18 protein-coding genes are annotated in these 15,169 nt (G+C 56.8%); 17 read left to right on the forward strand and 1 reads right to left on the reverse strand.

Going from position 1 to position 15,169, the window contains the following annotated elements:
- Positions 1-257: 257 nt before the first annotated feature.
- Positions 258-638 (reverse strand): hypothetical protein, encoded by a 381-nt coding sequence (locus SBO83_RS00005; protein ID WP_396130031.1) that lies wholly within the window; start codon positions 636-638, stop codon positions 258-260.
- 275 nt (positions 639-913) lie between these two features.
- Here SBO83_RS00005 and SBO83_RS00010 point away from each other — a divergent pair, with 275 nt between their 5' ends.
- From SBO83_RS00010 to SBO83_RS00090, 17 genes are read left to right on the forward strand one after another with little or no spacing between them, the layout of a single operon-like run.
- Positions 914-1,630, forward strand: coding sequence for a beta-ketoacyl synthase chain length factor (locus SBO83_RS00010; RefSeq protein WP_396130032.1), 717 nt, complete (start codon positions 914-916; stop codon positions 1,628-1,630).
- Positions 1,627-2,406 (forward strand): 1-acyl-sn-glycerol-3-phosphate acyltransferase, encoded by a 780-nt coding sequence (locus tag SBO83_RS00015; protein WP_396130033.1) that lies wholly within the window; start codon positions 1,627-1,629, stop codon positions 2,404-2,406. The genes SBO83_RS00010 and SBO83_RS00015 overlap by 4 nt, the downstream gene beginning before the upstream one ends.
- 25 nt (positions 2,407-2,431) lie before the next feature.
- Positions 2,432-2,689 carry a phosphopantetheine-binding protein gene (locus SBO83_RS00020; RefSeq protein ID WP_353501110.1) on the forward strand — a complete coding sequence of 86 codons (258 nt, stop codon included), beginning with the start codon at positions 2,432-2,434 and terminating at the stop codon, positions 2,687-2,689.
- 9 nt (positions 2,690-2,698) lie between these two features.
- Complete coding sequence (locus SBO83_RS00025) at positions 2,699-2,953, forward strand: acyl carrier protein (RefSeq protein ID WP_396130034.1); 255 nt, start codon at positions 2,699-2,701, stop codon at positions 2,951-2,953.
- Positions 2,954-2,957: 4 nt separating this feature from the next.
- A complete protein-coding gene (locus SBO83_RS00030; protein ID WP_396130035.1) occupies positions 2,958-3,524 on the forward strand; it encodes a hypothetical protein in 567 nt (188 codons plus the stop codon).
- The gene (locus tag SBO83_RS00035; RefSeq protein ID WP_396130036.1) at positions 3,491-4,879 is read left to right on the forward strand and encodes an AMP-binding protein; all 1,389 of its coding nucleotides are present in this window, start codon (positions 3,491-3,493) and stop codon (positions 4,877-4,879) included. The genes SBO83_RS00030 and SBO83_RS00035 overlap by 34 nt, the downstream gene beginning before the upstream one ends.
- Entirely contained in the window at positions 4,876-5,217 is a 342-nt protein-coding gene (locus SBO83_RS00040; RefSeq protein WP_396130037.1) for an ApeI family dehydratase, read from the forward strand. Before SBO83_RS00035 ends, SBO83_RS00040 begins: the two co-directional genes overlap by 4 nt.
- Positions 5,208-6,935, forward strand: a complete 1,728-nt coding sequence (locus SBO83_RS00045) for a glycosyltransferase family 2 protein (protein ID WP_396130038.1) — start codon at positions 5,208-5,210, stop codon at positions 6,933-6,935. The genes SBO83_RS00040 and SBO83_RS00045 overlap by 10 nt, the downstream gene beginning before the upstream one ends.
- Before the next feature lies 1 nt (position 6,936).
- A complete protein-coding gene (locus SBO83_RS00050; RefSeq protein WP_396130039.1) occupies positions 6,937-7,380 on the forward strand; it encodes a thioesterase family protein in 444 nt (147 codons plus the stop codon).
- A complete protein-coding gene (locus SBO83_RS00055; protein ID WP_396130040.1) occupies positions 7,377-7,982 on the forward strand; it encodes a LolA-related protein in 606 nt (201 codons plus the stop codon). Before SBO83_RS00050 ends, SBO83_RS00055 begins: the two co-directional genes overlap by 4 nt.
- The gene (locus tag SBO83_RS00060; RefSeq protein ID WP_396130041.1) at positions 7,972-10,278 is read left to right on the forward strand and encodes an MMPL family transporter; all 2,307 of its coding nucleotides are present in this window, start codon (positions 7,972-7,974) and stop codon (positions 10,276-10,278) included. Before SBO83_RS00055 ends, SBO83_RS00060 begins: the two co-directional genes overlap by 11 nt.
- Positions 10,275-10,841, forward strand: coding sequence for a DUF3261 domain-containing protein (locus SBO83_RS00065; RefSeq protein WP_396130042.1), 567 nt, complete (start codon positions 10,275-10,277; stop codon positions 10,839-10,841). Before SBO83_RS00060 ends, SBO83_RS00065 begins: the two co-directional genes overlap by 4 nt.
- Before the next feature lies 1 nt (position 10,842).
- Positions 10,843-12,015, forward strand: coding sequence for a beta-ketoacyl-[acyl-carrier-protein] synthase family protein (locus SBO83_RS00070; protein WP_396130043.1), 1,173 nt, complete (start codon positions 10,843-10,845; stop codon positions 12,013-12,015).
- The gene (locus SBO83_RS00075; RefSeq protein WP_396130044.1) at positions 12,012-12,500 is read left to right on the forward strand and encodes an ApeP family dehydratase; all 489 of its coding nucleotides are present in this window, start codon (positions 12,012-12,014) and stop codon (positions 12,498-12,500) included. The genes SBO83_RS00070 and SBO83_RS00075 overlap by 4 nt, the downstream gene beginning before the upstream one ends.
- Positions 12,497-13,228, forward strand: a complete 732-nt coding sequence (locus tag SBO83_RS00080) for a 3-ketoacyl-ACP reductase FabG2 (RefSeq protein ID WP_396130045.1) — start codon at positions 12,497-12,499, stop codon at positions 13,226-13,228. The genes SBO83_RS00075 and SBO83_RS00080 overlap by 4 nt, the downstream gene beginning before the upstream one ends.
- Complete coding sequence (locus SBO83_RS00085) at positions 13,225-14,454, forward strand: beta-ketoacyl-ACP synthase (protein ID WP_353501122.1); 1,230 nt, start codon at positions 13,225-13,227, stop codon at positions 14,452-14,454. The genes SBO83_RS00080 and SBO83_RS00085 overlap by 4 nt, the downstream gene beginning before the upstream one ends.
- Positions 14,455-14,456: 2 nt before the next feature.
- Positions 14,457-15,140, forward strand: coding sequence for a 4'-phosphopantetheinyl transferase superfamily protein (locus SBO83_RS00090; RefSeq protein ID WP_396130046.1), 684 nt, complete (start codon positions 14,457-14,459; stop codon positions 15,138-15,140).
- The last annotated feature ends 29 nt before the right edge of the window (positions 15,141-15,169 follow it).

Consider the following 15,169-nt stretch of genomic DNA (forward strand, 5'->3'; position numbering starts at 1 on the left):
GTAGTTCAGTTGGTTAGAATACCTGCCTGTCACGCAGGGGGTCGCGGGTTCGAGCCCCGTCCGTTCCGCCACTTATTGCATAACCCTGAATCGAAAGATTCAGGTTTTTTTGCATTTAGATTCTTACAACTATCCATGTTTAATTAATCTAATTCTCCAAATTCCGCATTAAATATCGCTTCAGGTTACCTTCAAACAATAAAAAGTAGATACCCTATATAGAATATCTACTTATGAATACTTTAGGTTTATTGGTTTTATTCAACCGCTAACTGGATCTTAATATCTTTATCGAGATTGGCAATCCAGCGATTATAATTATTGTGGATCATGCCATTTTTAGCATTTAAGTTAGTGCTATCCACATATTGAATACTATATTGCGTTGATGAGTAATTGATTTTTATATGAGTGCTGAAATCACGTTTAGCTAATTTTGCATCAATAACGCCATCCTGCACTGGGGTCATTGACCAGCCGCGCTGTGCGCCTGCGATGAGAATCGCCTTGCGCACCTGATCCAGTGAGTGTTGCAGAGCAATAGTTTCTCTTACGTTATGAATTGGCGTAAGGGTTGAGCAGCCGCTGAGCAAGCACGCGACGACAACCGACGCTAAAATTGTATTAGAATATTTCACAATTTATTCTCGTTAAATTATTAGAAACTCTGTTGAGAGTTAATTTTTTGCTGTGTTGAGCGATACCCACTAATACTAAATAGTTAATGAGAATAATTAAAACAGCTCATTACCATTTTCGTTTAGCTAAAGTTAACAACCTTAAACAATCATTCAACCTTTTCGGCTTATTCCGGTATTTCAACTGTTTTGACCTATTGTGCTAATTTACAGATGAAACTTGTCAGGTTATATAATAAAGTTCCGACCTCCGAAATGTTGAGATGCAGAAGTGTATGAAATACTCATTAGATATCCTGGACTGGCAGGCAGTTGCGCCTGGTCTACGCTCTAAACAGCAGTGGAATCAATGGGCATCGCATGAGTCTGCACCAGGTTTTACTCAAACTTTAGAGAAAAGCCCGCTGATCCCCATGATGTCTGAGCGACGGATGAGTCCACCGAGCCGTGCAGCCGTTGAGGCGGGTCTAACACTACTCGAAACTCATCAGGTAGATGCTGCAATTTTTACCAGCCAGCACGGTGAATTGGAGAAAACATTTAAAATTCTGCAAACCCTGTCGCGAGAAGGGGAGGTATCGCCAACCGATTTCTCCACCTCGGTTCATAATACGGCGGCAGGTTGGTTGACCATTATTAGTAAAAACGCCTTACCTATCACTTCTCTGGCTGCGGGGCTAGATAGCTTCCAACAGGGGATGTTAGAAGCACAGGCCATGCTACTTACCGGTATGGAGCGCGTGCTGCTTATTGATTTTGACGGTCTGGTTCCTGACCTCTACTCACCGCCAAGTGGAGAGCCTTTCTATCCTTACGCCGTGGTGCTATTGCTGGCAAAAGGGGATGCTTTCAGTTGCCAATGGCAGGGGAGTGACAATGGAGATGAGACACTGCCGCAAAGTTTGCAGTTTTTACGCTATTGGCTGCGCGATCAGAACGAATTTTGGGTTAACGCGGGCGCTCATCGCTGGGCTTGGAAGCGCCGCTCGTGAATGAATCTTATCAGAAAGCACATTGGCTAAATCGCGTTTGGCGCTGGACAGCCACCGGGTTCTTTTTTGGCATTTTCGGAATTGGCGGATTAGCACTCTCCCTGATCTGGTTTAGTCTGTTGCGGCTATTTATCCGCCAGCCTGAGAAATTGCATCGCCTGACGCTGCAGAGCATCCGCTACAGCTTTCGCTTCTTCTTGAGCGCGCTGCGTGGCGTTGGCGTGTTGGACTATCGCTTTATCGGCATTGAGAAGTTTGAGCAGGACGCCGGATGCCTAGTGGTTGCTAATCACCCCAGCCTGTTGGATTACGTGTTTCTTGCGTCCTGCATGCCGCGCTGTGATTGCATTGTGAAACAGGCTTTGTTGAGTAATCCGTTTGTTCGCGGCGTGATCCGTGCCGCTGGCTATCTGGTTAATGCCGGTTCGGAGGAGTTGATGTTAGCCTGCGAGGCGCGTTTAAAGATGGGGGGCACGCTGTTAGTGTTCCCGGAAGGGACGCGAACCGTTGTCGGGAAGCCGATGGCGTTGCAGCGAGGCGCCGCCAATATCGCGCTCAGAGCACATTGTGATATCAGGGTGGTGCGTATCTCCTGTACCCCGCCCATGCTGACCAAACAGGGCAAATGGTATAACATTCCGCCGACTAAACCGCAGTTCATTATTTCTGTAGAAAACAAGTTCAGTGCCGATAAGTTCATTGATGAACACGACCTTTCTCCTGCTTTGGCAGCGAGACGTTTGACGCACCATTTACGGTCAGAGTTGACGCGGTAGTCATTAAAATAACGAGAAATAAGTCATGGTTCCTTTAAGTAACGAAATCAAACTCCTCATTATTGAGACATTGAATCTCGAGGGGATGACCCCTGAGGAGATCGACACCGCTTCGCCGCTGTTTGGCGACGGTCTGGGACTGGACTCCATTGATGCTTTAGAACTTGGGTTAGCTTTAAAGAATAAGTATGGATTGGTTCTCTCTGCAGAGAGTCAGGAAATGCGCGCGCATTTTTATTCGGTAGAGACCCTCGCTAAATTTATTTCTGAACAGCGTGGTTGAGAGAGACGTATGCAGAAGCAAGAGATTTATCAAGAAATTAGAGTACTGCTGGTGAAACTGTTCGAGCTTGATGAAGATGATATCGAGCCAGAATCAAGACTGTATGAAGATCTGGATTTGGACAGCATCGATGCGGTCGATCTCATCGTGCATTTGCAGAAAACCACGGGTCGAAAAATCAAACCTGAGATGTTTAAGTCGGTGCGCACCGTCCAGGACGTGGTTGACGCCATCGGCCAACTGCTCGAATCAGAACCGCAGTAAGAGAGTGTCGCGATTGATTCGAGCCAGCCAGTGGCTGTTGCCGCTAGTCATTTTGGCTTATCCCTTTGCCGTTTGGTTGGGTATTAAGCACGCAGGCATAGCAGTTCTGGCACCTATTTTAATCGTGGTTTTTATTCTGCGGCTGATCACTTTTCGCGGGAAACTGAGCCAGCTGGCGTTTTTGGGTAAAGCAATTGCGGCGGTGGGCATCCTGCTGGCGCTTTCGAGCTGGGTGCTGAATAAGAGTCAGATGCTGCTCTACTACCCGGTCGCGGTGAATGCATTACTGTTTATATTGTTTTTCTCCTCTCTGTTTTATACGCCAACGATTATCGAACGACTTGCTCGTTTGAGTGAGCCGGATTTACCGCCAAGGGGCATCGCTTATACGCGAAAAGTCACCCAGACTTGGTGTGTATTTTTTATTTTTAACGGTGCATTCGCGCTTTATACCTGTTTGCGCGGGGACCTTGCGCTATGGACGTTTTACAACGGCGGGTTAAGTTATCTGCTGATTGGCTTATTAATGAGTGTTGAATGGATAGTCAGAAAAAGGGTGCGGCGCGACTAACTTTGCCAATATCAGGCTGGCTGTCAGCAGAGCGGCCAGATGACCAACGGGTGGCCTGGTCCAAAAGCCGCGAATGGCAGGTAAAAGATTTGCGGCTTGATGTGCTTCATCTCGTCAATCAAATCAGCGTCACGACGGCGGCAAGATGGGCGCTCTGTTTTGATAGCCCTTACGCCTTTACCGCCGCTCTGCTGGCTGTGCTCTACTGCGGGCGAACGCCGATTTTGCCCGGACATTGCCGTCAGGCGGTGCTGCGCGAAATGCAGCCTGAGTTCGACGCACTGCTTACTGACCAGCCCCTCGAACTGAATTGCCCGACGCTGCACTTTCCTTTCGACTCTCAACCGCCACCATTGCCTGAATCACTCGCTCTGCCGCCGTGGCAGGAGGGGCTGTCGGTGGTGCTTTTCACCTCAGGCTCGACGGGAACGCCGCAAAAAGTGGTGAAAACCCTTGCCAGCCTTGAGCAAGAAGCTGAGTGGCTGGCTCAGTGCTGGCAAGAATTCCCGGCTAACGCTCGACTCGCTACCACGGTGGCGCATCACCATATGTACGGGCTGACATTCAGTCTGATTCTGCCTCTGTCGCTGGGGTTGCCGATTTACGTTAGCCGAATCGAATACCACGAGCAGCTGATTGAGTTGGCCCATGGCGGCGATCTGGTGCTGATTGCCAGCCCGGCCTTCTTGCAAAGGCTTGACCCCGCGCTGCCTGCTGCCCACTGCCGGCAGGTATTCTCTGCGGGTGGCCCACTGAGTTATGACGCCGCCCAGCGCGCTCTGAGCCAATGCGGCGTGCTGCCGACAGAGATTTACGGCACCACGGAAACCGGCATTCTCGCCCAGCGCCAGCAACAGGTGCCCAATTCGCCGTGGGAGCTATTTGCCGGCGTCACTCTGGTTGGCCATGATGATGGCGGCCATTCGGTACTATCGGCATTGATCCCGCAGCCCGAAGGGGTGCGGCTGAACGATAATATTAAGCTGCTGGCCGATCCGCGCCATTTTCACCTTGGCGATCGTCAGGATCGGGTGATTAAGATTGCCGAGCAGCGTATTTCGCTGACTGAAGTAGAGCTGCGTTTGCAGGGGCTGGAGTGGCTGTCAGATGCCAGCGTGCTGGTGTTCCAGAAGCGCGGGCGGGATCACGTCGCGGCGCTGATTGTGCTGAGTTCAGCCGGGCAGCAGCAATTAGGCAGCTTGGGGCTGGCCGCATTTCAGGCTGCGCTGCATCAGCAACTGCGCGCTTGGCTTTCCCCGGTCGCCATTCCACGGCTTTGGCGAATCGCGCCTTCAATCCCGCTCAATGCCCAGGGGAAACGGGCCTATGCGGAAATACAGGAAATGTTTTTATGATGATGCCAGAGGTGCTTCACTCTCAACACGAGGCAGATGTCCTGACCCTCACTCTGCGCCTACAGCCCGAGCTGCTGTGGTTCGAAGGTCATTTTCCCGAGTTGTCGATTCTGCCCGGCGTCGCGCAGGTGAACTGGGTGATGGCCTTTGCCCGCCAAGATTTCCCGCAGATGGGAACCTTTGGCGGCATGGAAGTACTCAAATTCCAGAAGCCGCTATTTCCTAACGAACAGGTTGAGCTGCGCATCGAATGGTTGAAAGAGAAGCAGCGTCTGGCGTTTAGCTATCAGGCTGCACAGCAGGCGGCGAGCAGCGGGAAAGTGATTTTATGTCCTTAACCGCCGCCGATTTCCGCCCCTGCATCATTATTCCCTGTTTCAATCATGGCCCGATGATGGCGGGCGTGTTGGCGCGTCTGGAGAAATTCAACCTGCCCTGTCTTATCATTGATGACGGTAGTGAACCCGCCACGGCGCTGGAGTTACGGCGTTTATCCGCCGAGCTGCCTCAGGTTTCACTGATGCGCCTGACTGAGAATCAGGGCAAGGGGGCGGCGGTCATCGCGGCGTTAAAACAGGCTTCAGCTTTGAATTACACCCACGCGGTGCAGGTGGATGCCGACGGGCAGCACCAGTTGGAGGATCTCCCAACGATGCTCGCCGAGGCGCAAAAATACCCGGATGACCTGATCTCCGGCCAGCCAATCTATGATGAGTCGGTGCCGAAATCCCGTCTATACGGCCGCTATGTCACCCATGTTTGGGTATGGATTGAAACGCTGTCGCTGTCGCTGAAAGACAGCATGTGCGGCTTTCGCGTTTACCCGCTGGCCCCTTGTCTTGAGCTAATGCAGCGCCATCGGCTGGGCGAGCGAATGGATTTCGACACCGAAATCATGGTTCGGCTCTACTGGCAGGGGACGCGCAGCCGTTTCCTCCCCACCCGCGTGACTTATCCGCAGGACGGCCTTTCGCACTTTGACGCCCTGAAAGACAACCTGCGCATTTCGTGGATGCACACCCGCCTGTTCTTCGGCATGTTGCCGCGCATCCCCAGGCTACTTCGAATGCAGCGTAAAGTGACTGCTAACTCACACTGGTCGCAAACCCCCGAGCGGCAAGGGCTGTGGGGCATCCGGCTGATGCTCAAGGTCTATCAGCTGCTGGGGCGCAGAGCCTTTGAGCTGCTGCTCTATCCGGTGATTGGCTATTTCTGGCTGACCGGGCGAACCCAGCGTCAGGCCTCACAACACTACTTGCGCTGCGTGGCGCGCTATGCCGAGCTGCATCAGCACAGCCTGCCTTATCAACTGAGCAGCTTCCGCCATTTTCTGCGTTTCGGCGACGCCATGCTGAATAAACTCGCCAGCTGGCGCGGCGATACCGTGCTCGGCCACAACGCCGTGATGGTTAATCGTGAACTTTGCGAAGCGCAGATAGCCTCCGGTCGCGGGACGCTGATCCTCGCTTCCCATCTTGGCGACATTGAATCCTGCCGCGCGCTGGGCGAGCTAAATCACAATGTGAAGGTCAACGCGCTGGTGTTTACTCAGCACGCCGAGCGTTTTAATCAGATCATGAAAGAGGTCAATCCGCAGGCCAATATCAACCTGATTCAAGTCTCGACCCTAGGCCCGGATACCGCCGTGATGCTGAAAAGCAAGCTGGAAGCGGGAGAATGGGTGGCTATCGTCGGCGACCGAACTTCCGCCGGGCAGCATGCTCGCGGCGAAGCGCAGCGCGTGGTACGCAGCCGTTTTCTTGGCGAACTCGCCACTTTCCCACAGGGGCCGTTTATTCTGGCTTCTGCCCTAAAAGTGCCGGTGTTCCTGATGTTCGGCCTGAAGCAGAACCAGCAGCTACATATCTATTTTGAAGCCTTTGCCGACCCTCTCTTACTGCCGCGCAATGAGCGCCAGCAGAGTCTTCAGGCGGCAGTGGATCACTACGCGCAGCGGCTGGAGCACTATTGCCTGCTGGCGCCGCACGACTGGTTTAACTTTTTTGATTTTTGGCAGCCGCCATTGGTGGATGCAGCACAACGGGACCCAGACTGATATGCCTTCGAAACTCGATCCGCGCTTTGACGACCCGCGTTTTAGCACCCGCGTAGAGATAACCATCCCTTTCCATGATGCTGATGCCATGGGCGTAGTGTGGCACGGCAACTACTTTCGCTATCTCGAAATCGCTCGCGAGCAGCTGCTGAAGCAGTTTGATTATGGCTACCGGCAGATGCAGGCTTCGGGCTATGTGTGGCCGATTGTTGACACTCGGGTGAAGTACATTGCGCCGCTGCTGTTTGAACAGCGCGTTGAGGTGCATGCTCAGTTGGAAGAGATTGAAAACCGCCTGCGCATTGGCTATCAGATTTTTGACTGCGCCACCGGCAAACGCACTACCACCGGCTACACCATTCAGGTGGCGGTAGATGCCGAAAGCAAAGAGATGTGCTTCGTCTCGCCACAGGTTCTGTTCGACAAAACGGGGATCGCGCTGTGAAAACCTTACTGCTTTTTTGCCTGAGTTTGTTCAGTCTGGCCTGCCACGCCGTGACCTTGGAAGAGTTGCAGCAGCGTTTTAGCCAGCAGCCGGTGCTGCGCGCCCAGTTCGAGCAGCACCGCAGCATCAGCGGCATGAGCCAGCCGTTGAAATCCAGCGGCAACTTACTGATTGCGCAGAAAAATGGTCTGTGGTGGCAACAAGAGAAGCCTTTCAGCCTGACGCTACTGCTAACCGAAAACCGCATGGTGCAGACCATGCAGGGCCAGCCGCCGCAGGTGGTGACGGCGGACAACAACCCGCAGATGTTCCAGTTTAACTCGCTGCTGACCGCGCTGTTCCACGCCGATCGGCAGGCTTTGCAGCAGAACTTTAAACTCGATTTTATCGATAAAGGGCAGGGGGCTTGGCAGTTGACCCTGACGCCGACCACCACGCCGCTCAATCGGCTGTTCCGCAACCTGCATCTGGAGGGCAGCGCCTTTCTGGATAATATAGAAATCAATGACATGCAGGGCGATGTCACCCGCATTCGCTTCTTCAATCAGCAAACCCAACCGGCGACGCTGACCCGGGCGGAGCAGGCCCACTTTGGCGCCTAACCTTCACCGCAGGCTGGCGCAGGGCTGGCTGCTGATTTGCCTGCTGCTGGTGGCCGCGCTGGTGGTTATTCTGCCGCGCAGCCAGATTAACAGCAGCGTGCTGGCACTGCTGCCCAAGCAGCAGCTGGCGGGCGTGCCGGATGCGTTATCTCGCGGCTTTAGCCAGCGGCTGGACCGGCAGCTGGTGTGGCTGGTCAGCCCGCCGCAGACGGCCGGAACCGCGCCGCTGGATGACTGGCTGGCGCGCCTTCGCCAGCTTCCCGCGCTGGGCGAGGTGCAGGGGCCGATGAGTGCCGAGCAGCAGCAAGCCTGGGGGGCGTTTTTCTACACCCATCGCAATGCCATGCTGGACGACGCCACGCGCCAGCGGCTGACGTCGGGGGCGCAGGCCCAAAGCCAGTGGATTTTGGGGCAGGTCTATTCCGCTTTCGCCGGGGTCAGTGGTAAAGAGCTGAATCACGACCCGCTGCTGTTGGTGCGCGCTTCGCAAATGGTGCAGCAGCAGAACAGCGCGGGCATGAGCCTCGACGACGGCTGGCTGGTGGCGACCGACAAGCAGGGGCGCCGCTGGTATCTGTTGCACGGCGAGCTGAAAGCTTCTTCCTATGACATCACCAGCGGCAGGCGGGTGGTCGCCGCGCTGGAGGCACAAAAGCAGGCGTTTGAGCAGCAGTGGCCGGGTGCCAAAGTGCTGGAGCGCGGCACGGTTTTCTATAGCGATTACGCCAGCCATCAGGCCGAGCGTGATATTTCCACCATTGGGCTGGCCTCGGTGATTGGCGTCTTCGCGCTGATCCTGCTGATGTTCCGCTCGATCCTGCCGATGCTGCTCAGCCTGCTGTCGATCGCCATTGGCGCGCTAAGCGGCACGGTGGTGACCCTGTGGGTGTTCGGCGAAATCCATATCATGACGCTGGTGCTGAGTGCCAGCATTGTCGGCATCTCAGCCGACTACACGCTCTATTTCCTTACCGAGCGGCGAGTGCACGGCGCGGAGAATTCGCCGCTGGAGAGCCTGAAAAAGCTCTTCCCGGCACTCTCTGCCGCCTTGCTCACCACGGTGGCGGCCTATCTAATGCTGCTAATCGCGCCATTCCCCGGCTTGCAGCAGTTGGCGGTGTTTGCCGCCGCTGGTCTGAGCGCCGCCTGCATTACCGTCATGTACTGGTACCCCTATTTATCGCGCAATCTGCCGGTCGGCACCACGCCGGGGCTGGGGGTGATCCTGCGCTGGCTGCACGCCTGGCGCAGCCGTAAAGCTATTCGCGTTGGGCTACCGCTGCTGTGCGCCGTGCTGGCGCTGGGCGGGTTGGCGCGTCTGCATATCAATGATGACATTGCCGACCTGCAAGCCTTGCCCGCCGACCTGCAACAGCAGGAGCAGCAGATGGCGGCGCTGACGGGGCAAACTAACGATCAGAAATGGCTGGTGGTTTACGGTGAAAACGCCGAGCAGGCCCTACAGCGGCTGGAGAAGCTGCGCCCGGCATTGGCAAAAGCCAAAGCGCAGGGCTGGATCAACGGCTATCGCGCCATTGGTCTGCCTTCGCTGCATCAGCAACAGCAGGATTTGGATCTGCTGCGCCGTCAGGCTCCGCAGGTAGTAACTCAGTTACAACAGGCAGGGATCGCCGTACCGGCGGCGGATCTCAGCGATCGGTTTGTCACGCCGCAGGCGTGGCTGGACAGCGTGGTCAGCCAGGGCTGGCGGCTGTTGTGGCTGTCACTGCCCGACGGGCGCAGCGCCACGCTGGTGCCGGTCAGCGGCGTGCATAACGGCGCGGCCATGGCTCAGTTGGCGAAAGAGTTTGCCGGAACCGGCTGGGTGGATCGCAAAACTGAGTTCAGCCAGCTGTTCTCCGAGTATCGCGTCTACCTCTCTTATCTGCTGGGGCTGGCGGTGCTGTTCATCGCCGCCATCTATCTGTGGCGCTATCGCCTGCCGCACGGCCTGATCTGCCTGGTGCCGACTTTGCTGTCTCTGGCGATGGGCGTCGCGGCGCTGGGCTACAGCGGCCATAGCCTGAACCTGTTTTCACTGCTGGCCTTGGTGTTGGTGCTCGGCATTGGCATCAACTACACGCTGTTCTTTACCAACCCGCGCGGCACGCCGACCACCTCCATGTTCGCCATCTTTATGGCGGTGGTTACTACGCTGCTGACTTTCGGCATGCTGGTGTTCAGCTCGACTCAGGCGATCAGCAGTTTTGGCATTGTGTTGAGCTGCGGCATTTTGACCGCCTTTCTGCTGTCGCCGCTCACCCTGCCGGTCAAAAAAAGAGGAAGAAAAAAATGAGCCGAATGCTAATGGCTTTGATGGTGCTATTGCTCAGTGCCTGCGCCTCGCAGCCCAAACCGGATGAAACCGCGCAGGCGTGGCTAAAACCCGGCGTGCGGGTGGCTTTGCCGACGCCGGAGTTCGCTAAGCCCTTTAATCAACAGCAGTTATTGACCGCCACGGTTGACGGCAAGCAGCAATCTTTGCTGGTGCTGGTGAGCGCCGACGGCAAGTCGCTGCAGATTGCCGGGCTTTCTCCTTTGGGCATCCGCCTATTTAAAGCCACCTACGACGCGCAGGGGATCCACACCGAGCAGGCAATGAAAATCGCCCAACTCCCTCCAGCCAATCAGGTTCTGGCCGATATCATGTTCTGCTACTGGCCGGTGAGTCGCTGGCAGCCGCTGCTACCGGCGGGCTGGACGCTGAAAGATCAAGGCGCGCGGCGGATTTTGGCGGACAATAAGGGTAACGAAATTACCCGCATCGACTATTTGCAGCGCGGCGCAGAGCGCCAGCCGGTGTCCATCACCCAGCGCGCTTTCCATTACCAGATAACCATTCAGAACGTGGATAACTAACATGATTTACTTTTCTGCCGTCGGAATGGTCAATGCGCTGGGGAATAATCTGCATGAGATTGCCGATAACCTCGCCCACGGCCGCGCGCCGGGCATGCTGCCGGACAGCCAGTATTTGACCAGTAAACAGCAGATCTGGCTGGGCAAGGTGACCGCCGACTTGCCGCCGGTGCCCGATGAGCTGGTCGAACACCGCAGCCGCAATAATCAGCTGCTGCTGGCCGCGCTGGCGCAGATTGAGCAGCCGGTTCATCAGGCGATTGCCAAGTACGGCCATCAGCGCATTGCAGTGATCATGGGCACCAGCACCTCGGGCATTGCCGAAGGGGAAGTGGCGGTCAGCCACCATCAACAGACCGGCGAACTGCCTGCGGATTATCACTACCAGCAGCAGGCGTTGGGAGACCCGGCGCAGTTTTTGGCGAAGTATTTAGGCACAGAAGGCCCGGCTTATACGCTGTCGACCGCCTGCTCCTCCAGCGCGCGGGCGATCATTAGCGGCCAGCGGCTGATTGCCGCCGGTCTGGCGGATGTCGCGCTGGTGGGCGGCGCGGACAGCCTGTGCCGCATGCCGATTAACGGCTTTAATAGCCTTGAGTCCTTGTCCCACGGTCGCTGTACGCCCTTTGCCGAGGGGCGCGACGGTATTAACATTGGCGAGGCGGCGGCGCTTATTCTGCTGACCCGTGAACCGGCGGATATCGCCCTGCTGGGCTTTGGCGAGTCTTCCGACGCCTGGCACATGTCCGCGCCGCACCCGGAGGGGGAGGGCGCAGAGCGGGCAATGCGCATGGCCTTGCAGCAGGCCGGAATGACGCCGGACGACGTGGGTTACATCAATTTGCACGGCACGGCGACGCCGCTCAACGATCGGGCCGAAGCCGCCGTGACCCATCGCCTGTTCGGCGACCGCGTGCCTTGCAGCTCCAGCAAGCATCTGACCGGGCATACGCTGGGTGCCGCTGGGGCGACCGAGGCGGCGCTGAGCTGGCTGATCCTCAATCAAGATTTGCCCTTGCCGGCGCAGGATTTCTCCGTGGCGGCCCGCGATGCGTCACTGCCGGAAATCGACTTAGTGCTGGCAGAACGGCGGCCTGCCCGCCCGGTTATCTTATCCAACTCATTTGCCTTTGGTGGCAACAATGCCTGCATTCTGATTGGGAGAGCGCCATGAGCCGTCACTACTTGCCCGCCAAGGATTATCTGCCCCACGCCGCGCCGATGGTGCTGATTGAAGAGGTGATCGACGTGGGCGAGGTCAGCGCGCATTGCCGCGTTAGGGTGTCGAAAACCGGCATTCTGGCGCCCTTTCTCACCCCAACGGGAACATTACCCGCGTGGTTTGCCATAGAGCTGATGGCGCAGACGGTGGGGGTGTGGAGCGGCTGGCACGGCAAGCAGCAAGGCACTGAGCCGAAGCTTGGCCTGTTGCTCGGCGGGCGCGGTTTGAAGTGCGCCGTGGCGGAGTTCGCCGCTGAGAGTCTGTTAGATATTCGAGTAGAAATGATGTTGCGAGATGAAAAGCTCGCCAATTTTGAATGCGCCATTACGCTGGCAGGCGGCGAAAACGGACAGCAAGAGATCGCGCACGCGAGGCTGAACACTTATCAGCCCGACGCGGATGAAATAATAAAATTAATCCAGGGGATGCAGCAATGAGTCGTTCAGTATTGATTACTGGGGCGAGCAAGGGGATTGGCAAAGCGATTGCTGGCCAGTTAGCGCGGGACGGTTTTCAGGTGGTGATCCACTACCATCGCGACCGGGCCGGGGCGGAAGATACGCTGCAACAGGCGCTGGCGGCGGGCGGCGCAGGGCGAATTGTTAGCTTTGACGTCAGCAACCGCCAGCAGTGTCGGGCAGTGATTGAAGCCGATATCGCCGCACACGGCGCCTATTACGGCGTAGTCAACAATGCCGGTATTACCCGCGATGGCGCTTTCCCCGCGCTGACTGACGAAGATTGGGACGGCGTAATTCATACCAATCTCGACAGCTTCTACAACGTGCTGCATCCGTGCGTGATGCCGATGATTGGCCTGCGGCAGGGCGGGCGCATTATTGCGCTCTCCTCGGTTTCCGGCGTGATTGGCAACCGTGGGCAGGTGAACTACAGCGCCGCCAAGGCGGGAATTATCGGCGCGTGCAAGGCGCTCTCCCTCGAACTGGCAAAGCGCAAAATTACCGTCAACTGCATCGCGCCGGGCCTGATTGACACTGGCATCGTCGACATGGAACCGGCGGCAATGGACGTGGCGATGAGCATGATCCCGCTGAAACGTATGGGCAGCGCCGAGGAAGTCGCCGGACTGGCCAGCTATTTAATGTCGGATATCGCGGCCTACGTGACCCGCCAGGTGATTTCCATTAACGGAGGCATGGCATGAGTCATCGCGTGGTGGTAACCGGCATGCAGGGCGTGACCGCCTTTGGTAATAGCTGGAGCGAGGTTTCTGCTCGTTTGCAGCAGGGGCAAAACGCCGTGCGCCATATGGACGAATGGCTGGAGTATCAGGGGCTGAATACCCATCTTGGCGCGCCAATCGATGACTTTATTCTGCCCGCGCACTATACCCGCAAACGCATTCGCTCGATGGGGCGCGTGTCGCTGCTTTCCACCCGCGCCACTGAGCTGGCGCTGGAGCAGGCCGGGCTGCTGGACAACCCGGTGCTGACCAATGGCGACACCGGCATTGCCTATGGCTCTTCAACGGGCAGCACCAAGCCGGTGAGCGAGTTCGCCACCATGCTGACCGAAAAGCACACCAATAACATCACCGGTACTACCTATGTGCAGATGATGCCGCACACCACGGCGGTGAATACCGGGCTGTTCTTCGGCCTGCGCGGGCGGGTTATTCCAACTTCAAGCGCCTGCACCTCGGGCAGTCAGGCCATTGGCTATGCCTATGAGGCCATTAAGCACGGCTACCAGAAGGTGATGGTGGCAGGCGGCGCGGAGGAGCTTTGCCCGTCTGAGGCGGCGGTGTTCGACACGCTGTTTGCTACCAGCCAGCAAAACGACGCGCCACGGCTCTCCCCGCGTCCGTTCGACAAAGCGCGCGACGGGCTGGTGATTGGCGAAGGGGCGGGCACGCTGATTCTGGAATCGCTGGATCACGCGCTGGCCCGTGGCGCGACTATCTATGCAGAAATCATCGGCTTTGCCACTAACTGCGATGCGTCTCACATCACCCAGCCGCAAAAAGAGACCATGCAGATCTGTATGCAACAGGCATTGCAGCAGGCCGGACTGGCGGCGTCGGACATCGGCTATATCAGCGCCCACGGCACGGCCACCGAGCGCGGCGATATTGCTGAGAGTCAGGCTACGGCGGCGATCTTCGGTAATAAGACGCCGATCTCTTCGCTGAAAAGCTACTTTGGGCACACGCTGGGGGCCTGCGGATCGCTGGAAGCGTGGATGTCGCTGGAGATGATGCGCGAAGATCGCTTTGTGCCGACCATCAACCTGACTGATCCCGACCCCGAGTGCGGCGATTTGGATCACATCATGGGCGAATCGCGATATATCCAAACTGAGTTTATTCAGTCGAATAACTTTGCCTTTGGCGGCATTAACACTTCGCTGATTTTCAAACGCTGGCCTTAAGCATGAGCCGCTGCCTGATTGCCACGGGTTCTGTTAGCAGCCGGTTTGCGCCGGATTTGCTGCCAGAGTCTGTGCTACAGCAGGCCGATGGGATGGGAGAGGCGCGGCGTCTGGCGTTTCTGGGGGCGCGCGCCTTGCTGGCGACGGTGATGCGCGACCATTTTGGCTGTGGCAGATTGCCGGACATTCAGCCCGGCGCCAATGGCAAACCGGCTTTCTGCGCCCCCGCGCTGCCGCACTTCTCTTTGAGCCATAGCCATCAGCACCTGCTGGTGGCGGTGTGCCCGTCTGACGAAGTGGGGTGTGATATCGAGGCGCTGCGCCCGCGCGCATCAATGGCAGAACTGGCCCGCGAGGTTTTCAGCAACTTAGAAACCCAGTGGTTGCAAGAGCAGGGCGAACAGCTGGCGGCGGCCTTCTGGCAGCTTTGGACCTTACGCGAAGCCTGTCTCAAGCAGCAGGGCGGCAGCGTGTGGCAAATGGCATCGGTGACAATCGACCCTCTACGGCATCAGTTTTCCGCGCCATGGGCGGCTGGCCGGTTGATGAGTTGGATGAAGGCTGATTCGGCCATCGCGCTGGCCCTGCCGCCAGCCATTGAGCAGATTGACGCCTTCTCGGCAGGCCTTTCGGGCCAGCTTGCCCCTTGTTCTCCTTCATGGCTACCTTTCTCCCGCGCCGATTGATGCGTTAAAATCAAAAGTCTTCTGACCAA

It is taken from the genome of Ewingella allii (assembly GCF_044430645.1).
Taxonomy (GTDB): Bacteria; Pseudomonadota; Gammaproteobacteria; order Enterobacterales; family Enterobacteriaceae; genus Ewingella; species Ewingella allii.